Annotated in this window: 14 protein-coding genes and 1 pseudogene; 9 read left to right on the forward strand and 6 right to left on the reverse strand. The window is 68.7% G+C overall.

Going from position 1 to position 18,537, the window contains the following annotated elements; genetic code table 11:
* Positions 1–33 precede the first annotated feature (33 nt).
* The 5 genes from AC06E6_RS06170 to AC06E6_RS06190 all read left to right on the forward strand — a co-directional run bounded on the left by AC06E6_RS06170 (position 34) and on the right by AC06E6_RS06190 (position 2,243).
* Positions 34–504: an SRPBCC family protein gene (locus AC06E6_RS06170; protein WP_240211956.1), complete on the forward strand. Its 471-nt coding sequence runs from the start codon at positions 34–36 to the stop codon at positions 502–504.
* 16 nt (positions 505–520) lie between these two features.
* Entirely contained in the window at positions 521–1,072 is a 552-nt protein-coding gene (locus tag AC06E6_RS06175; protein WP_240211955.1) for a DUF2939 domain-containing protein, read from the forward strand.
* A 454-nt stretch (positions 1,073–1,526) separates the two neighbouring features.
* On the forward strand, positions 1,527–1,814 hold the full coding sequence (locus tag AC06E6_RS06180) for a YkgJ family cysteine cluster protein (RefSeq protein ID WP_313231584.1): 288 nt from the start codon (positions 1,527–1,529) through the stop codon (positions 1,812–1,814).
* Between the two features lie 9 nt (positions 1,815–1,823).
* Positions 1,824–2,069, forward strand: a complete 246-nt coding sequence (locus tag AC06E6_RS06185; protein ID WP_161614060.1) for a hypothetical protein — start codon at positions 1,824–1,826, stop codon at positions 2,067–2,069.
* 30 nt (positions 2,070–2,099) lie between these two features.
* Complete coding sequence (locus AC06E6_RS06190; protein WP_199776709.1) at positions 2,100–2,243, forward strand: hypothetical protein; 144 nt, start codon at positions 2,100–2,102, stop codon at positions 2,241–2,243.
* A 302-nt stretch (positions 2,244–2,545) separates the two neighbouring features.
* Here the strand turns inward: AC06E6_RS06190 and AC06E6_RS06195 are convergent, their stop codons facing one another.
* From AC06E6_RS06195 to AC06E6_RS06215, 5 genes are all read right to left on the reverse strand, one after another.
* On the reverse strand, positions 2,546–2,758 hold the full coding sequence (locus AC06E6_RS06195; protein WP_054666511.1) for a cold-shock protein: 213 nt from the start codon (positions 2,756–2,758) through the stop codon (positions 2,546–2,548).
* 270 nt (positions 2,759–3,028) lie between these two features.
* Positions 3,029–3,709, reverse strand: coding sequence for a spermine/spermidine synthase domain-containing protein (locus tag AC06E6_RS06200; RefSeq protein WP_240211953.1), 681 nt, complete (start codon positions 3,707–3,709; stop codon positions 3,029–3,031).
* Positions 3,710–3,750: 41 nt separating this feature from the next.
* On the reverse strand, positions 3,751–4,707 hold the full coding sequence (locus tag AC06E6_RS06205) for a 5'-nucleotidase (protein WP_104939057.1): 957 nt from the start codon (positions 4,705–4,707) through the stop codon (positions 3,751–3,753).
* Between the two features lie 50 nt (positions 4,708–4,757).
* Complete coding sequence (locus tag AC06E6_RS06210) at positions 4,758–5,528, reverse strand: NAD kinase (RefSeq protein WP_161614058.1); 771 nt, start codon at positions 5,526–5,528, stop codon at positions 4,758–4,760.
* A 323-nt stretch (positions 5,529–5,851) separates the two neighbouring features.
* Positions 5,852–10,831, reverse strand: coding sequence for an NAD-glutamate dehydrogenase (locus AC06E6_RS06215; RefSeq protein ID WP_478060605.1), 4,980 nt, complete (start codon positions 10,829–10,831; stop codon positions 5,852–5,854).
* A 236-nt stretch (positions 10,832–11,067) separates the two neighbouring features.
* Here AC06E6_RS06215 and AC06E6_RS06220 point away from each other — a divergent pair, with 236 nt between their 5' ends.
* From AC06E6_RS06220 to AC06E6_RS06230, 3 genes and pseudogenes are all read left to right on the forward strand, one after another.
* On the forward strand, positions 11,068–11,706 hold the full coding sequence (locus AC06E6_RS06220) for a TetR/AcrR family transcriptional regulator (protein ID WP_312347228.1): 639 nt from the start codon (positions 11,068–11,070) through the stop codon (positions 11,704–11,706).
* 22 nt (positions 11,707–11,728) lie between these two features.
* Positions 11,729–12,904, forward strand: a pseudogene (locus AC06E6_RS06225) (efflux RND transporter periplasmic adaptor subunit); the annotation flags it as partial.
* Between the two features lie 24 nt (positions 12,905–12,928).
* Positions 12,929–16,096 carry a multidrug efflux RND transporter permease subunit gene (locus AC06E6_RS06230; RefSeq protein WP_312347226.1) on the forward strand — a complete coding sequence of 1,056 codons (3,168 nt, stop codon included), beginning with the start codon at positions 12,929–12,931 and terminating at the stop codon, positions 16,094–16,096.
* A gap of 121 nt (positions 16,097–16,217) precedes the next feature.
* Here the strand turns inward: AC06E6_RS06230 and AC06E6_RS06235 are convergent, their stop codons facing one another.
* A complete protein-coding gene (locus AC06E6_RS06235) occupies positions 16,218–17,366 on the reverse strand; it encodes an acyl-CoA dehydrogenase family protein (protein WP_104939062.1) in 1,149 nt (382 codons plus the stop codon).
* A gap of 206 nt (positions 17,367–17,572) precedes the next feature.
* Here AC06E6_RS06235 and AC06E6_RS06240 point away from each other — a divergent pair, with 206 nt between their 5' ends.
* Positions 17,573–18,502: an ArsR/SmtB family transcription factor gene (locus AC06E6_RS06240; RefSeq protein WP_161614050.1), complete on the forward strand. Its 930-nt coding sequence runs from the start codon at positions 17,573–17,575 to the stop codon at positions 18,500–18,502.
* Positions 18,503–18,537 lie beyond the last annotated feature (35 nt).

The following is an 18,537-nucleotide window of genomic DNA, read 5'->3' on the forward strand; positions in this document are numbered from 1 at the left end:
CCCTAGCGGGCAACGCCCGACGGAGCCGCCGCCATGGCCGCCATCCATCACCAGCTCTGGATCGACGCACCACTGGCCACCGTGCATGCCGGCCTGGCCACCGCACGCGGACTGGGGTACTGGTGGGTCGCCCATACCGCCAGCGTGATCGACGGCGATGCCGTGCTCAGCCACAACCCCGGGCCGGCGCATGGCGTGGTCGCCATGAAGGTGCTGGAAACCTCGGCGCACTGCGTGCGCTGGGAGGTGATCAGCCGGCACCCGGCACAGAGCCCCGCCTCGGCCTGGACCGGCACCGAGATCCGCTTCGAGCTGTCGCGCCGCGCCAGCCCCGGCGCGTGGCGCGGCCTGCCGCATGAGGGCGAACCGATGACCGTACTCGAGTTCCGCCATCTGGGCTGGGATCCGGACAGCGAGTTCCTGGGCTTCTGCAGCCAGGCCTGGGCCGAGACCCTGGTGCTGCTGCGGCGCTGGGCCGAGTCCCACCCCGACCTGCCGGCCTGAGCCACGGAGCCCGCTGATGAAGAAGTGGCTGCTGGCAACCCTCGCCCTGCTGCTGGTGCTGCTCGCCGGCTACGTGGCCGCCGGGCCCTGGCTGGCGATCCATGGCATCTCCGAGGCGATCGCACAGCGCGACGCCGCGCGGCTTGCCCGTCATGTCGATTTCCCCGCGCTGCGGATCAACCTCAAGGCGCAACTCGACGACCAGCTGGTGCGGCGCGCCGGCAGCGACATGCAGTCCAGCCTGCTCGGCGCCATGGCGCTGGGCGTCGCCGGTCGCCTGAGCGGCGCCGCGGTGGACGTGATGGTCACCCCCGCCGGGGTTGCCGCCCTGCTGCAGGGACACGGGGTGTGGAAGCGCGCCACCGGCGACACCGCCGACGGCGACACCTGGGGCCCACCGGCGCCGGCGCGTCCGCTGCAGGGCGCACGCGGGCATTACGAATCGCTGTCGCGCTTCACCGCCACCCGGCAGCTGGAGGGCGGCGGCCGCGTGGTCTTCGTGCTGTCCCGCCAGGGGCTGCGCTGGCGCCTGACCGACATCACCCTGCCGCTGGACGCACCTGGCTGAGGACGCTGCCACCGACCCGACAGGTGCCGGCCGGACGTCGCCTCCAGGGCCCCGCAACGGCATCACGGCAGGCCGATATCCGCAGCGCACGGCGTCGGCCGCACTCGCCACCAGAGCGGTGCCTGCCGGAAACGGCATACTCCGTGAAGCCGGCCGGGTCGCCAGGTGATAGCATGGCCATGCAGGCACTGCCTGCCCCGCGCGTTCCGCGCAGCCGCCCAGGCAGTTGCCCGCTCCGCTCCCTTTCCTGCGTCATCCGCCCGGTACCGCCGGACGGCCGCTCAACGGGAGTCTCCATGACCACGCATTCCACTTTCCACACACCGGCACCCGGCCGGCCCGGCAGCGGCGTCGCCGCCGATCCGCGCGGGCAGGCGCCGGCATTGCCCGCGGCGCCTGCCGGCCCCGACGGAGACCGGGTCTGAAGCCCTCAGCCGGTCAAGCGGCTGCCGCGATCCACTGCACGTCCTGCGATGCGGTGTGCTGCCGACAGACCGTGGTACTGGGCGGCGAGGACGACGTGCCGGCCCACCTGACCACCCGGGTCCACGGCCTGCGGGTCATGGCCCGCGACCCCGAAGGCTGGTGCGTGGCGGTGGACGGGCAGCGGATGAACTGCCGGATCCATGCAAGCCGGCCGGCGGTCTGCAGAACCTTCGTCATGGGCGGCGCCTGCTGCCGCTCGCTGCGCGCGGCCTACGCGCACGGCGGAAGCCGCACCATCGAATCCACACTGGCCTGAGGAAAGCTCATGAGCACGCCCCGCAAATCCAGCTCCACCGCGCCGAGGAAAACGACGTCGGCCTTCGCCGGCCCAGCCTCGTCGGGGCCATTGACCCGCGAACGCATCGCCGAGGACCTGGCCGCGTTCGACCGTGCCGGCGGAAAGATAGAAACGCTCGGCAACACCCCGTTGCGCGGCAAGCCAGAAAGCCCGAAGCCGTCCGGCCGCGGCGCCAAGCCAGCGGTTGCCACCCCCGCGCCGGAAAAGGCCTGACCTCCCCTCCCCCAACGGAAGACGACGACCGTGGCCAAGATCAACTACTCATACGAGAAACGCCAGCGCGAGCTGGCCAAGAAAAAGCAGAAAGACGAGAAGCTCGCCAGGAAGCGCGCGTCCAACGCAAACCAGGCGACCGATACGCCCGACCCGCCGACGTCCGCGTCCTGATCGCCCTGGCCACGCCCGTGCAGCGGGCGTGCAGCCGCAACCGCGCATGGCGCCCGGCAGGGAAGCGCCAGATGCCCTGAAACCGCAACGCAGCGGCCGCGCCCCTGCATTGCCACCGCTGCCCGTGCCCGCGCGACCTGCGCCTGCCTGCGGGTCGCCCCGCAGACCATGCACGGCACCCTCGCCCACGCGCCTGCCTTGCGCGAAAGCGCCGGGGCTGCGCGGTATCCGTGGCGCACCGGGGCCCAACGAAAAAGCCCGGCGCGAGGCCGGGCTTCCTGATCAGGGCGATCGCCGATCGGTCAGACCACGCGGACCTGGTCGGCCTGCATGCCCTTCTGGCCCTTCACCGCCACGTAGGTGACCTTCTGGCCTTCCTGCAGCGACTTGAAGCCGGACGATTCGATCGAACGGAAGTGGACGAACAGGTCTTCACCGCCGCCGTCCTGGGTGATGAAGCCAAAACCCTTGGCGTCGTTGAACCACTTCACGGTACCGGTCTGGGACTGGGACATTTCAATACTCCTTGTTGCGGATGGGCGCCGCGGACTGCGGCAGGACGCTGATTCCAAGGAGAATTGAGAAGCGGGTGCAACAATGTAGAAGGCAACCTCTACAGCATCGGGCCACGATTCAAGGTGACCCTTGTCATTCAGCACGGCCACGGTAGAGGCTTGGCGCGCGTAAAGCAAATCCGGCGCCGGCCGCGGTTCAGGCTGCGGCCTGTGGCCGGCGCTGCATGGCCACAGCCGCCGGCACCGGGCAAGGCGCCGGAGACACACGACTCAGTGCTGCGCGACCCGCCCCCATGCCTGCGCAAGGCGCTGGAAACCGGCGTGCAACTGTCGGCGTGCGCCCCACGGCAACGCCGACAGTGCGACGCCCACCGGCGCCGGATGCGGCGCGCCGTTCCAGGCGATCGCGACCTTGTTGCTCATGCCCGGCTCGTCCAGCTTCAGCACGCGGCCGTCGAAACTGCGCCGCAGCCGCGTCAGGTGACCGCGGGTATCGGTGTCGTACAGATTGCTGGCCATGACCCCGTCCGCCCCCAGCGCCGCGTGGCAATCGTCGTAGAACGCCTGGGTGGACAGCGCCGCGGGAATGCCCTGCGCGTCGTAGGCATCGAGCAGCAGCAGGTCGAAGCGGCCGCGATGGCGGCGCAGCCAGCGCGCGCCATCGATGCACTCCACCCGCAGCCGCGCATCGTCGGCCGGAATGCGGAACGCATCGCGCAGGGCGATCACCGTGGCGTCGCTCTCGGCCACCTCGATGCATGCCTGCGGCAAATAGCGGTGGCAGAACTTGGCCTGCGCGCCGCCACCGAGCCCGATGATGCCGATATGCCGCGGCGCCGGGTGCAGCCACAGCGCGGCGAGCATGCTGCGGGTGTAACCCACCTGCAGGCGCTGCGGGAACCAGCGCGACATCCGGGTCTGGGTGACATCGCCCCGGAACTGCAGTTCCACGTGCCGCCAGGTCCGCCGGACGTAAGCGCCTCCGCCGCCGCTCATCCGCCGCGGTCGGCGTTGGCGATGCCGTGCGGCACGTGGCCGGCGGCGACGCTGTGGTGCTGGCGCGCGCTGTCGATGTTGTGCTGCGAGTCGTCGAAGAAGATGTCGGCGCCGAATGCTTCCAGGAACGGCCCCTTGTGGCGGCCACCGAGGAACAACGCCTCGTCCAGGCGCACGCCCCACTCGCGCAGGGTACGGATCACCCGCTCATGCGCCGGCGCCGAGCGCGCGGTGACCAGCGCGGTGCGGATCGGCGCCTCCTCGCCGGCCGGGAACGCGGCCTGCAACGCGTGCAGGGCCGACAGGAAACTGCGGAACGGCCCGCCGCTGAGCGGTGCATGCGCGTGCTCGCGCTCGTGCCGGCCGAAGGCTTCCACCCCGTGCTCGCGGGAAATGCGCTCGCCCTCGTCACCGAAGATCACCGCGTCGCCATCGAAGGCAATGCGCAGCTGCGTCGGCGGCCGCCCGGTATCGGTGGCCGCCGCGGCCGCCGAGACCTCGCCGGGGCCGCGCGGCAGGATGGTGGCGGCGGCGATGCCATGCACCAGCGCACGCCGCACCGATTCCGGGTTGGCCGACAGGAACAGGTCGGTACCGAACGGCTTGACGTACGGCCAGGTCGGCTCGCCGGCGGTGAAGGTCGCGCGCACGATGCCCAGCCCGTAGTGCTGGATGGAATTGAAGATGCGCAGGCCGGTGTCGGCCGAGTTGCGCGAGAGCAGGATCACCTCCACCCGCGGCGTCTCCAGCGGCGCGCCCTCGTTCAGCGCCAGCAGCTTGCGCACCACCGGGAAGGCCACGCCCGGCTTGAGCACGTCGTCCTCGTGCTCGCGCTGGTAAGCGGCGTAGGCCTCCACGCCCTCGCGCTCGAACAGCGCATGCCCTTCCTCCAGGTCGAACAGCGCCCGCGAGGTCACCGCCACCGTCAACAGCCTGGGAGTGTTGTCACCCATGTTCCTGATCCATTGCCTTGCCGTTTCCGGCGTTGTTGCCGCGCACCCGCTCAGAACATGAACTGCTCGCTGAGGATGCGTTCTTCCAGATTGTGCTCGGGGTCGAACAGCAGCGTCACCTGGCGTTCGCGCGACTCGCGGATGGTGACCTCCACCACGTCGCGGGTCTCGTGCGAATCGGCGGTGACGCTGACCGGCCGCTTGTAGGGGTCGAGTACGCGGAAGCGCACTTCGGTCTCGGCCTTGAGGATGGCCCCGCGCCAGCGCCGCGGCCGGTACGGCGCCAGCGGCGTCAACGCGATGGTGTTCGAACCCAGCGGCAGGATCGGCCCGTGCGCCGAGTAATTGTAGGCGGTGCTGCCGGCCGGCGTGGAGACCAGCACGCCGTCGCAGATCAGCTCCTCCACGCGCTGCTGGCCGTTGAGGTCGATGCCGATGTGCGCCGCCTGCCGCGTCTGCCGTAGCATCGACACGTCGTTGTAGGCGAGCGAACCGACCGTGGTGCCGGACTCGGTGCGCGCGATCATCTCCAGCGGACGCAGGTGCGCCGGCTCCGCCTGCGACAGGCGGTGCAGCAGGTCGTCGTCGCGATGGTGGTTCATCAGGAAGCCGACCGTGCCCAGCTTCATGCCGAACACCGGCTTGCCCATGCTGCCGAAGCGGTGCAGCGTCTGCAGCATGAAGCCGTCGCCGCCCAGCGGGCAGAGCACGTCGGCCGCCTCCGGGGCGTGGTCGCCGTAACGCGCGGCCAAGCGTTCACGGGCCTGCTGCGCGGCGTCGGTGGTGCTGGCGAGAAAGGCGATGCGGGGGGACATGGCCATCGTCGGTTGCGGTGGGGATTACCGAGGATAACCCGCAATCGCCAACCCTGCCTTTGCCGGCAGCCGGGAGCCGGAAAGCACCGCGGCCAGGGCCGCTCCTGCCGCAACAGCCGTTGCTTCTGCAGGAGCGACCCTGGCCGCGATGTTCATATCCGGCAGGGGCCGACCAACGGTCGGCACCCCTCTGTCAACGCTCTGGCGCAAAGCCCCCTTTGTCAAGGAGGCACGGCGACAGCCGCGGGGACAGGCAGACCCAGAGCGGTGCCAAAAGTTCGCGCCGCGGACTTCTGGGTCGGGCCGGTAAAACCGGCCCGACCACGGGGTCAGACCCCGTGCGCCGCCAGCTGGCCCAGGCGCTGCACCGCGACCGACACGGTCGGGTAGTCCAGCGTCTTCTGCTCGGCCAGTTCGGCCAGCATCGCCAGGGTGAAGCGCAGGCTGCTGTCGTCGCGGCCCAGCCACGCGGCGACCTTGGCCTCGGCGCTGCCGCCCTTCATCGACAGCACCTGGCCGGCCAGGTTGCGCTGGTGCGCAGCCAGTTCGTCGCGCAGCACGCCACGGGCGACCGCGTGCCAGCGGCCATTGACCTCCAGCGCGTCGATCTGCTCGAACAGCCACGGCATCTGCAGGGCTTCGCCCAGGCGGAAGTGGACCTTGGACACGTCCACCGGCTTGAGCTTGCGGGTGCGGGCCAGTTCGATGATGTCGAACGCCGGCTCCAGGAACTGCAGCTCGGACAGCTGCTGCGCCAGCGCCGCCGGCAGGCCCTTCTCCTTCCACTGCCTGACGCTGGCCTCGTAGGCCGGGCGCTGCGAATCCGGCAGCACGCCCGAGGCGATGCGGATGTCGTTGAACGGCCCCTGGTAGCGCTCGACCGCGGCGGTGATGCCCGGCATCGCGCCCGGACGGTTCAGCAGCCAGCGCACGAACGAACGCTGCAGCTTCCAGATCACTTCCAGGGCATCGACCTGCACGGCCTCGGGCAGGGTGCCGTCGAGCGCGTCGATCTGGGTCCACAGCGCGCGCGCGTCCAGCGTCTCGCGGCTGATGGTGTAGGCCTTGGCGACCTCGGCCACGCTGCGGCCGGTGTCTTCCTGCATGCGCATCAGGAAGGTGGCGCCCATGCGGTTGATGGTCTGGTTGGTCACCGCGGTGGCGATGATCTCGCGCTTCAGGCGGTGGCCGTTCATCGCGTCGGCGTACTTCTTCTGCAGCGGCTGCGGGAAGTAGCGCAGCAGCTCCTTGGACAGGTACGGGTCCTCCGGGATGTCCGATTCCAGCAGTTGCTGGAAGGCGACGATCTTGGAGTAGGACAGCAGCACCGCCAGCTCCGGACGGGTCAGGCCCTGGCCACGCACCTTGCGCGCGGACAGTTCGGCATCGGACGGCAGGAACTCGATCTGGCGATCGAGCAGGCCCTGCTGCTCCAGCGTGCGGATGAAGTGCTGCTTGGAACCCAGGCGCTTGACGCTCATCCGCTCCATCAGGCTGATGGCCTGGTTCTGGCGGTAGTTGTCCATCAGCACCAGCCCGGCGACTTCGTCGGTCATCGACGCCAGCAGCTTGTTGCGCTGTTCGACGGTGAGCTTCTTGGCGCGCACCACGTCGTTGAGCAGGATCTTGATGTTGACCTCGTGGTCGGAGGTATCAACGCCGGCGGAGTTGTCGATGAAGTCGGTGTTGAGCAGCACGCCGTTGTGCGCGGCCTCGATGCGGCCGAGCTGGGTCATGCCCAGGTTGCCGCCCTCGCCCACGATCTTGCAGCGCAGCTCGCCACCGTTGACGCGCAGACCGTTGTTGGCGCGGTCGCCGACATCGGCGTTGCTCTCGCTGGCCGACTTCACGTAGGTGCCGATGCCGCCGTTCCACACCAGGTCCACCGGCGCCTTGAGCGCGGCGTTGATCAGCTCGGTCGGGGTCATCGACTTGATGCCGGCGTCGATGCCCAGCGCCTCGCGCACCTGCGGGGTGATCTCGATCGACTTGAGCGAGCGCGGATACACGCCGCCGCCCTTGCTGATCAGCTTGGCGTCATAGTCCGCCCAGCTCGAACGCGGCACCTTGAACATGCGCGCGCGCTCCTTGAAGGAGGTCGCGGCCACCGGGTTCGGGTCGAGGAAGATGTGGCGGTGGTCGAACGCGCACACCAGGCGGATGTGCTCGGACAGCAGCATGCCGTTGCCGAACACGTCGCCGGACATGTCGCCGATGCCGACCACGGTGAAGTCCTGCTTCTGGCAATCGCGGCCCAGCGCGCGGAAGTGGCGCTTGACCGACTCCCACGCACCACGCGCGGTGATGCCCATGCCCTTGTGGTCGTAACCCACCGAGCCACCCGAGGCGAAGGCGTCGTCCAGCCAGAAGCCATGCGCGCGGGCGATGCCGTTGGCGGTGTCGGAGAACGTCGCGGTGCCCTTGTCGGCGGCGACCACCAGGTACGGGTCGTCCTGGTCGTGGCGCACCACGCCCTGCGGCGGCACGATCTTGTTGCCGACGATGTTGTCGGTGATGTCCAGCAGGCCGTTGATGAAGCGCTTGTAGCAGGCCACGCCCTCGGCGAACCAGGCGTCACGGTCCAGCGCCGGGTCCGGCAGCTGCTTGGCGTAGAAACCGCCCTTGGAGCCGACCGGCACGATCACCGTGTTCTTCACCATCTGCGCCTTGACCAGGCCCAGCACCTCGGTGCGGAAATCCTCGCGGCGGTCGGACCAGCGCAGGCCGCCACGGGCCACCGGGCCGAAGCGCAGGTGGGTGCCCTCCACGCGCGGGCCGCACACGAAGATCTCGCGGTACGGGCGCGGCTTGGGCAGGTCCGGCACCTTGGCGGCGTCGAACTTGAAGCTGATGTAGTCGGCCGGGCCGCCGTCGGCACGCAGGCCGTCCTTGCGCGGCATGTAGTAGCTGGTGCGCAGCGTGGCCTGGATCACGCCGATGAAGCTGCGCAGGATGCGGTCTTCGTCCAGGCTGGACACGCCGTCCAGCAGCTTGACTAGGGTGTCGTGCACCAGCGCCATGCGCGCATCGCGGTTGCCGCCACGCGCCTTGACCACGCCCTCGAGCAGCTTGATGGTGGCGGCATCGCCGCCGGCCAGCGCCTTGAACTGCGCCAGCTGCGCGTCGGCGGTGGCCTTGTCGGCGGCCGGCGCCGGGTCGAAGCGGGCTTCGAACAGCTCCACGATCAGCCGCGCCAGCAGCGGGTAGCGGTTGAAGGTGCCTTCGACGTAGGCCTGCGAGAACGGCACGCCGATCTGCAGCAGGTACTTGCAGTAGCCGCGCAGCATCGACACCTGGCGCCAGTCCAGGCCGGTGGCCAGCACCAGGCGGTTGAAGCCGTCGTTCTCGGCCTCGCCGTGCCACACCCGGGCAAAGGCCTCGGCGAAGGCGGCGCTGGCGGCGGCCGCGTCGATCGCGCCGACGGTCGATTCGACCTCGAAGTCCTGCACGTAGACCGGCGCGTCGTCCACCATCAGCCGGTACGGGCGCTCGGCGATCACGCGCAGGCCCATGTTCTCCATCATCGGCAGCACGTCGGACAGCGGGATGTCCTTGAGCTGGCGGTACAGCTTCATGCGCAGGCCGTCGCCGCCGTCACGGTGGATGGCCTGCAGGCTCAGGCGCAGGTCGTCCGGGCCGGTGAGCGCATCGAGCTGGGCCACGTCGGCGGCGGCGATCTCGGCGCTGGAGTCCTCGATGTAGCCGGCCGGCAGCGCCTTGCCGATGCGCGAGGCGATGCGCAGGCCCTCGCCTTCGCCGTGGCGCGCGACCAGCGCCTCGCGCAGGTCGTCCTGCCAGTTGCGCAGCACGTGGGCCAGGCGCTTCTCCAGGCCCTCGGTGTCCAGATCCAGGCTCTGCCCGGCCTTGGGGCGCACGATCAGGTGCACCTGGGCCAGCGGCGAATCGCCCAGCACCACGCTCGAATCCACGTACTCACCCTGCAGCGCCTCGCGCAGCAGGCCCTCGATGCGCAGGCGCACGTCAGTATTGAAGCGTTCGCGCGGCAGGAACACCAGTGCGGAAATGAAACGACTGAACTTGTCGCGGCGCAGGAACAGGCGGCTGCGCACGCGCTCCTGCAGCCCCAGCACGCCCATCGCGGTACGGAACAGTTCGTCCTCGCTGGACTGGAACAGCTCCTCGCGCGGCAGCGACTCGAGGATGTGGCGCAGCGCCTTGCCACTGTGGCTGGACGGGCTCAGGCCCGAACGCTTCATCACGTTCTCATAGCGCTGGCGCACCAGCGGGATTTCCCACGGACGGCGGTTGTAGGCGCTGGAGGTGAACAGGCCGAGGAAGCGCTGTTCGCCGACGATGCGGCCCTTGGCGTCGAATTCCAGCACGCCGATGTAGTCCATGTAGCCGCCGCGGTGGATCCGCGAGCGGGCGTTGGTCTTGGTCAGGATCAGCGCGTCGGTCAGGCCGCTGGTGGTGTTCAGGCCCTGCGCGGCCAGCCCCTTGACCGGGCGCGCCACCGAGGTGTCCTTGCCGCGCATCAGGCCCAGGCCGGTGCCGTTCTGGGCGGCCAGCACGTCCTCGCGGCCCTGCTTCTCCACCTTGTACTCACGGTAGCCGAAGAAAGTGAAATGGTTGTCCGCGGCCCAGCGCAGGAACTCCTGCGCCTCGTGGCGCGACTCATCGCTCACCGGCAGGGTGCGCTGGCCCAGGTCTTCGGCCAGGGCCAGCGCCTTGTCGCGCATCGGCTCCCAGTCCTTGACGATGGCACGCACGTCCTCCAGCGCTTCGCCCACGCGCTTGGCCACCGCGTCCATGGCCTCGGCCGGCTGGCGGTCGATCTCCAGCAGCATCACCGACTCCAGCGGGCCGTCGCCGACGCTGGTCAGCTTGCCGGACTTGTCGCGGCCCAGCGCGATCACCGGGTGGCCCAGCACGTGCACGCCGACGCCCATGTCGGCCAGCGCCAGCGAAACGGTGTCCACCAGGAACGGCATGTCGTCATTGACGATCTGCAGCACGGTGTGGGCGGTTTCCCAGCCATCGGTCTTCAGGCCCGGATTGAACACGCGGACGTTGGCCTTGCCCGGCTTGCGCACGCGGGCGAACTCCAGCATGCCGGCGGCCAGCGCCGCCCAGTCCTCGGCACGGTGCGCGCCGAACTCATCCGCTTCCATGCGCTTGTAGAAGGCCGAAGCGAAGGCGACCGCCTGGGCCTGGGCCGCGGCGGGGTAACGCTTGCGCAAGGCCGCAAAAACCGGCTCCAGGGACAGGCCGGCCTCGGAAACACTCTCCTTGGCAGCCGGTTGGGATTTCGTTTTTGCGGACTTGGCAGCGTTGTTTTGCGATTTCATGGTTGAGCTTTCAGTGGGCTCCTGGGGAGGCGCGATTGTAGCCCCCGCCATTCAAAGAGCATTGTTGCAGGGCCGCAATCGGCCCCTTCGAATACCCCAAAGAACAAGCGCAAGTCACTGAATTCAAACAATAAAAATGCAACAAAAGCATTTCCCCGCGCGAACCACGGCCGAGCTGGAAAAGCGCATTTCCGCGCTGCTTTACCAATTGTAAACTGGACGGTATAGTCCAAATCGTGCATCCCACCCGTTCCCGATCCAGGCCCGCCGAAGCGCGCGACCAGCGTGTGTTCGACGCCGTGCGCGAGCTGCTGGCGACCCAGGGCATGCACCTGAGCATGGACGCGGTGGCCGCCTACGTCGGCTGTTCCAAGCAGACCCTGTACAGCCGCTATGGCAGCAAGCGCGAGCTGCTCAGCCTGGCGATGCGCCGCCACGCCAGCGTCGCCGCCGCGCCGTTGGCCGCCGGCGACGAACGCCCGCTGCGCGACGTACTGCTGGATTTCGCCGTGCACTACCTGGAGCACCGCAACCAGCCACGCGTGCGCCAGGCCGCGCAGGTGATCGCCAGCAGTACCCTGGAATTCCGCGACGAGGCCCGCGCGCTCTACCATGACAGCGCCGACGTGGTGCGCGACCAGTTGGCTGAATGGATGCGAACCGAGATGGCGCGCGGCCGGATCATCCATGACGATGCGCATTTCATGGCTGAAATGTTAATAAGCATGATCGCTGGTCAGGATTTCGAACGACAACGGTTCCACGCTCCCCACCGCGACGCCCCCGAGTTGCGCCGCCGGTGGGCCGAATTCGCCGTCGATGCCTTCCTGCGCGCCTTCCCGGCGCCGCCGGCCGGCATCCCCGGCACCCGCTGAAAACAACCTCCGGAGTTTCCCGATGACCTCCCCGCTGCGCATCCTCGCCCTGACCGGTGCCCTGGCCCTGGGCCTGACCGCCTGCAAGAAGCCACAGGAACAGGCCGCCCCGCCGCCGCCGGATGTCGGGGTCATCGAAGCCAAGCCACAGACACTTCCGCTGCAGCGCGAACTGGTCGGCCGGCTGTCGCCGTTCCGCTCGGCCGACGTGCGCGCACGGGTGTCCGGGGTACTGCTCAAGCGCGCCTACGAAGAAGGCAGCGCGGTGAAGGAAGGCCAGCTGCTGTTCCAGATCGACCCGGCGCCGCTGCGCGCCACGCTGGCCTCAGCCGAAGCCGCGCTGGCGGCGGCCCGCGCCAGCCACGCCAACGCCCGGACCACCGCCGAACGCGCGCGCTCGCTGGCGCCGCAGAACTACGTATCCAAGTCCGACCTGGACAACGCCGAGGCCGCCGAGCGCACCACCGCGGCGGCCGTGCAGCAGGCGCAGGCCGCCGTGGCCAGCGCCCGCATCAGCCTGGGCTACGCCAATGTCACCGCGCCGATCGCCGGCGTGGCCGGCAAGCAGCAGGTGACCGAAGGCGCGCTGGTCGGCCAGGGCGAGGCGACGCTGCTGACCACGGTCGACCAGATCGACCCGCTGTACGTCAATTTCTCGATGACCGCCGACGAACTGAGCGCGCTGCGCGCCGCCCAGGACAAGGGCGCGGTGGCCCTGGCTGGCGACGGCAAGACCACGGTGCAGGTGAACCTGCCCGACGGCACCCCGTACGCCCACCAGGGCACGCTGGACTTCTCGGCGACCACGGTCGACCCGGCTACCGGCGCGGTCTCGCTGCGGGCGCAGCTGCCCAACCCCGAGCGCAGCCTGCTGCCGGGTTCGTTCGTGAGCTTCAAGGCCAACCTGGGCGAGCGCAACAACGCCTTCCTGATCCCGCAGCAGGCGGTGCTGCGCGACACCCGCGGCGGGTACGTGCTGGTGGTGGGCAAGGACGGCAACGTGGCACGCAAGGACGTGGCGCTGGACGGCCAGCAGAACGGCAGCTGGCTGGTCTCCTCCGGCCTGGCCGCCGGCGACAGGGTGATCGTCTCCGGCGTGCAGAAGGTCAAGGAGGGCGCGCCGGCCAAGCCCTCGCCGTGGCAGCCGGGCCCGGCCCAGCCCGCCGCCAAGCCCGCAGCCGCCGCGCCGGCGCCGGCCAAGTAAGGGAAACGGGAACCCGCCATGCCTAAATTCTTCATCGAACACCCGGTATTCGCCTGGGTGGTGGCCATCCTGATCTCGCTGGGTGGCGTGATCTCGATCCTCAACCTGGGCGTGGAGTCCTACCCCAGCGTCGCCCCGCCGCAGGTCACCGTGAGCGCCACCTACCCGGGCGCCAGCGCCGCCACCGCGGAGAAATCGGTCACCCAGGTGATCGAGCAGCAGCTGACCGGCATCGACAACCTGGTCTACTTCAGCTCGTCCTCGTCCTCGACCGGGCGCGTGTCCATCACCCTGACCTTCGACAGCGGCACCGACCCGGACATCGCCCAGGTGCAGGTGCAGAACAAGGTCGCCCTGGCGACCCCGCGCCTGCCATCGGAAGTCACCAAGCAGGGCGTGGTGGTGGCCAAGGCCAACGCCGGCTTCCTGATGGCCATCGGCGTGCGTTCGGACGATGGCTCGGTGGACCGCGACGCGCTCAACGACATCGTCGGCTCGCGCGTGCTGGACCAGATCTCGCGCGTGCCGGGCGTCGGCAGCACCCAGCAGTTCGGCTCCGAGTACGCCATGCGCATCTGGCTCAACCCGGAGAAGCTGCAGGGCTACCACCTGTCGGCCACCGACGTGTACAACGCCATCGGCACCCAGAACCTGCAGTTCGCCGCCGGTTCAGTGGGCGGCGACCCGGCGCCGAACGGCCAGGCGTTCACCGCCACCGTCGCCGCCGAGGGCCGCTACAGCACGCCGGAGGAATTCGAGAACACCATCCTGCGGGCGAACGCCGACGGCAGCGTGGTGCGGCTCAAGGACGTGGCCAGCGTCGCCTTCGGCGCCTCCAACTACGGCTTCGACACCCGCTACAACGGCAAGCCGGTGGCGGCGTTCGCCATCCAGCTGCTGCCCGGCGCCAACGCCCTGGACGTGTCCAAGGCGGTACGCGCCAAGATGGACGACCTGGCCCCCAGCTTCCCGCCCGGGGTGAGCTGGTTCACCCCGTTCGACAGCACCACCTTCGTCAACATCTCGATCAAGGAAGTGGTGCACACGCTGGTGGAAGCCGTCGTGCTGGTGTTCCTGGTGATGCTGATCTTCCTGCAGAACTTCCGCGCGACGATCATCCCCACCCTGGTCATCCCGGTGGCCCTGCTCGGCACCTTCATGGGCATGCTGGCGATCGGCTTCACCATCAACCAGCTGACCCTGTTCGCGATGGTGCTGGCGATCGGCATCGTGGTCGACGACGCGATCGTGGTGATCGAGAACGTCGAACGCATCATGAGCGAGGACAAGCTCGACCCCAAGCCGGCCACGCAGAAGGCCATGGGCCAGATCACCGGCGCGGTGGTGGCGATCACCGTGGTGCTGGCGGCGGTGTTCATCCCCAGCGCCATGCAGCCCGGTGCCTCGGGCGAGATCTACAAGCAGTTCGCGCTGACCATCGCCATGTCGATGGGCTTCTCGGCGCTGCTGGCGCTGAGCTTCACCCCGGCCCTGTGCGCGGCGTTCCTGAAGCCGACCCACAATGAACGGCCGAACTGGATCTACCGCACCTTCAACACCTATTACGGCAAGCTGGAAAAAAGCTACGTCGGCAGCGTCGGCAGCGTCATCCGCCACAGCCCGCGCTGGCTGATGGTGTTCGCGCTGCTGCTGGTGCTGTGCGGTTTCCTGTTCACCCGCCTGCCCGGCAGTTTCCTGCCGGAAGAGGACCAGGGCTATGCGCTGGCCATCGTGCAGCTGCCGCCGGGCGCGACCAAGAGCCGTACCACGGTGGTGTTCGACCAGCTGTACGGGATGATGAAGGACGACCCGTCGTTCGAGGGCATGATGCAGGTCACCGGCTTCAGCTTCGTCGGTTCCGGCGAGAACGTCGGCATGGCCTTCATCCGCCTCAAGGACTGGGACGCACGCGAGGAGACCGCGCCGGAGTTCATCCAGAAGATGAACGGCAAGGCGTTCGTCGGCATCAAGGACGCGCAGGTGTTCTTCGTCAACCTGCCCACGGTGCAGGGCCTGGGCCAGTTCGGCGGCTTCGACATGTGGCTGCAGGACCGCGCCGGCGCCGGCCAAGATGCCCTGATGGAGGCGCGCAACACCCTCATCGGCGCGGCATCGGCCGACAAGTCACTGGTCGGCGTGCGTCCCAACACCCTCGAGAATTCGCCGCAGCTGCAGCTGAAGGTGGACCGCGTGCAGGCCCAGGCCATGGGCGTGTCGGTCAATGATGTCTACACCGCGATCCAGATGATGCTGGCACCGGTGTACGTCAACGACTTCTTCTATGGCGGCCGCATCAAGCGCGTGAACATGCAGGCCGATGCCGCCTACCGCACCGGCCCCGAATCGCTGCGCAGCTACTACGTGCCCAGCTCGCTGAGCAAGGACGCCGACGGCCAGCGCTCGATGATCCCGCTCAGCACCGTGGTCAAGTCCGAGTGGATCTACGCACCGCCGGCGCTGAGCCGCTACAACGGCTATTCGGCGGTGAACATCGTCGGCTCGCCGGCCCCGGGTGGCAGCTCCGGCCAGGCGATGGCGACCATGGAAAACCTGGTGCGCAACGACCTGCCCAACGGTTTCGGCTACGACTGGAGCGGCATGTCCTACCAGGAAATCCTGGCCGGCAACGCCGCGGCGCTGCTGATGGTGCTGTCGGTGGTGGTGGTGTTCCTGTGCCTGGCCGCGCTGTACGAAAGCTGGTCGATCCCGGTCTCGGTGCTGCTGGTGGTGCCGGTCGGCATCCTCGGCGCGGTGGTGTTCTCGCTGCTGCGCGGCCTGCCCAACGACCTGTACTTCAAGATCGGCATGGTGACGGTGATCGGCCTGGCCGCGAAGAACGCGATCCTGATCGTGGAGTTCGCGGTGGAACAGCGCGCCGCCGGCAAGACGTTGCGCGAGGCCGCGATCGAAGCGGCGCACCTGCGCTTCCGGCCGATCCTGATGACCTCGTTCGCGTTCATCCTGGGCGTGCTGCCGATGGCCATCTCCACCGGCGCCGGCGCCAACGCCCGCCACTCGCTGGGCACCGGCGTCATCGGCGGCATGTTGTTCGCCACCGTCATCGGCGTGCTGCTGATCCCGCTGTTCTTCGTCACCGTGCGCCGCGTGCTGGGCGACAAGCTGGACGAGCCCTCCAGGCAGTTCATCGAGCAGCACAAGGTGCGTACGGTGCAGCAGGATCGTTGATAAGGACGTCGATCCTGAAACTACGAAGAAGCCCCGGCATTGCCGGGGCTTCTCTTTTTCTCAAACGGCGGCTGGACCACCTGCTCCGGCTACACCAGGCCCGCCCGGCGTCCGCTGCCGCTCAGCGCACGCCGGTTTCGTTGCGGGCGATGACCAGGCGCTGGATCTCGCTGGTGCCTTCGTAGATCTCGGTGATCTTGGCGTCGCGGAAGTAGCGCTCCAGCGGCATTTCCTTGGAATAGCCCATGCCGCCGTGGATCTGCACGGCCTGGTGGGCGATCCACATCGCCGCTTCCGAGGCGGTGAGCTTGGCGACCGCGGCTTCGGTGGAGAAGCGCTTGCCCTGGGCCTTGGTCCAGGCCGCGCGCAGGGTCAGCAGCAGCGCCGCGTCCAGCTTGCACTTCATGTCGGCGATCTTGGCCTGGATCATCTGGAAGCTGCCGATCGGCGCGCCGAAGGACTTGCGTTCGCGCACGTAGGCCAGCGACGCCTCGTAAGCGGCGCGGGCGATGCCCACCGCCTGCGCGGCGATGCCGATGCGGCCGGAATCGAGCAGGCTCATGGCGATCTTGAAGCCCTGCCCCTCGGCGCCGATCACATCCTCGGCGCGCGCCACGTAGTCCTGGAACTCGATCTCGCAGGTCGCCGACGCACGCACGCCGAGCTTGGGCTCGGTCTTGCCGCGACCGAAGCCCGGGCGGGTGGTGTCGATCATGAAGGCGGTGATGCCGCGCGCGCCCTGCGACGGGTCGGTCATCGCGAACAGTACGATGTAGCGCGCCACCGGGCCGGAGGTGATCCAGCTCTTCTGGCCGTTGATCACGTAGGAACCGTCGGCCTGCTTCACCGCGCGGCAGCGCATGGCGGTGGCGTCGGAGCCGGACTGCGATTCGGTCAGGGCGAAGGCGCCGATCTCGCGGCCCTCGGCGATCGCGCGCACGTACAGCTGCTTCTGTTCCTCGCTGCCGTGGCTGAGCACGGCGTTGCAGAACAGCGAGTTGTTGACTGACATGATGGTGGCGTGCGCGGCATCGGCGGCGGACACCTCGATGATCGCCAGCACGCTGGACACCGGGTCCATGCCCGCACCGCCGTACTCGACCGGCACTTCGATGCCCATCAGGCCGTTCTCGCCGAGCAGGCGGATGTTCTCCAGCGGGTATTCGCCGGTGGCATCGTGGTGCTCGGCGCTGGGCGCGATCTTCTCTTGGGCGATGCGGCGGGCGACGTCCTGCAGCATCAGTTGTTCGTCGGAAAAGCTGAAATCCACTACACCCCTCCCAGGGCATTACGAAGTTGCGATTGTAACTGTTGCCATGACCGGCAAAGAGGGGGCTGGCCGCGGCAGACGGCGCTGGGTGAACAGCGCCATTCACGTCGACCTGCGCGCCCGTTCGCTTGGCCCACGCGGGCCGCGCCTTGACCCTGCCGCGCCGCAGCAGCAAAATATCTCTCTATCTCGATAGGTAGATATTTATGGATCTGGAAGACTGGTCGACCCGCCTGAAGGTGTTCGCCGACGCCACCCGCGTGCGCCTGCTGACGCTGCTGGAACAGGAAGAGCTGACCGTGGCCGAGCTGTCGGCCATCACCACGCTGGCGCAGCCGCGTGTGTCCACCCACCTGGCCCGACTGAAGGAAGCCGGGCTGGTCCGCGACCGCCGCGCGGGGGTATCGGCCTACTACCGCTTCGACGACGCCGCGCTGGATCCGGCGCAGCGCGCATTGTGGCATGCGCTGAGCAACGGCAGCGACGACCCGCTGCTGCGCCAGGACGCCGAGCGGGTGCCCTCGGTGCTGGCGATGCGCGCGGCCGACCAGAACTGGGCCGACAGCGTGGCCGGCGACATGGAACGCCACTACTCGCCCGGACGCACCTGGGAGGCGCTGGCACGCAGCGCGCTGCCGCTGCTGGAAACCGGCGACGTGCTCGACATCGCCTCCGGCGACGGCGTGCTGGCCGAACTGCTGGCCCCGCATGCGCAGCGCTACGTCTGCATCGACACCAGCGCGCGCGTGGTCGCCGCGGCCAGCGAACGCCTGCGCAAGCTGCCCAACGTGGAAGTGCGCGAGGGCGACATGCACCAGCTGCCGTTCGACGATGGCAGCTTCGACCTGGTGGTGCTGATGCACGCCCTCACCTATGCCAGCCACCCGGCCAAGGCCGTGGCCGAAGGCGCGCGGGTGCTGCGCCCGGGCGGGCGGCTGATGCTGTGCAGCCTGGCCCGCCATGAGCACAAGGTGGCGGTGGAAGCCTACGGCCACGTCAACCTGGGCTTCACCGGCAAGGAGCTGCGCAGGTTCGTCGAGAAGGCCGGGCTGGAGGTATCCAGCCTGGAGACCGTCACCCGCGAGAAGCGCCCGCCGCATTTCGAGGTGATCTCGCTGATCGCCCACCGCCCCTGAGCCGGCATACCCGCCCTCGCCCCCGATTCCAGCCT

Source organism: Stenotrophomonas sp. Steno-Z10-HUANG (assembly GCF_056393075.1).

What these genes read in the sequence shown, in the direction of transcription:
- AC06E6_RS06205 (WP_104939057.1), bottom strand. Translation starts at nt 4,707, where the DNA reads ATGGGTGACAACACTCCCAGGCTGTTGACGGTGGCGGTGACCTCGCGG.
- AC06E6_RS06215 (WP_478060605.1), bottom strand. Translation starts at nt 10,831, where the DNA reads ATGAAATCGCAAAACAACGCTGCCAAGTCCGCAAAAACGAAATCCCAA.
- AC06E6_RS06170 (WP_240211956.1), top strand. Translation starts at nt 34, where the DNA reads ATGGCCGCCATCCATCACCAGCTCTGGATCGACGCACCACTGGCCACC.
- AC06E6_RS06195 (WP_054666511.1), bottom strand. Translation starts at nt 2,758, where the DNA reads ATGTCCCAGTCCCAGACCGGTACCGTGAAGTGGTTCAACGACGCCAAG.
- AC06E6_RS06175 (WP_240211955.1), top strand. Translation starts at nt 521, where the DNA reads ATGAAGAAGTGGCTGCTGGCAACCCTCGCCCTGCTGCTGGTGCTGCTC.
- AC06E6_RS06230 (WP_312347226.1), top strand. Translation starts at nt 12,929, where the DNA reads ATGCCTAAATTCTTCATCGAACACCCGGTATTCGCCTGGGTGGTGGCC.
- AC06E6_RS06210 (WP_161614058.1), bottom strand. Translation starts at nt 5,528, where the DNA reads ATGGCCATGTCCCCCCGCATCGCCTTTCTCGCCAGCACCACCGACGCC.
- AC06E6_RS06185 (WP_161614060.1), top strand. Translation starts at nt 1,824, where the DNA reads ATGAGCACGCCCCGCAAATCCAGCTCCACCGCGCCGAGGAAAACGACG.
- AC06E6_RS06240 (WP_161614050.1), top strand. Translation starts at nt 17,573, where the DNA reads ATGGATCTGGAAGACTGGTCGACCCGCCTGAAGGTGTTCGCCGACGCC.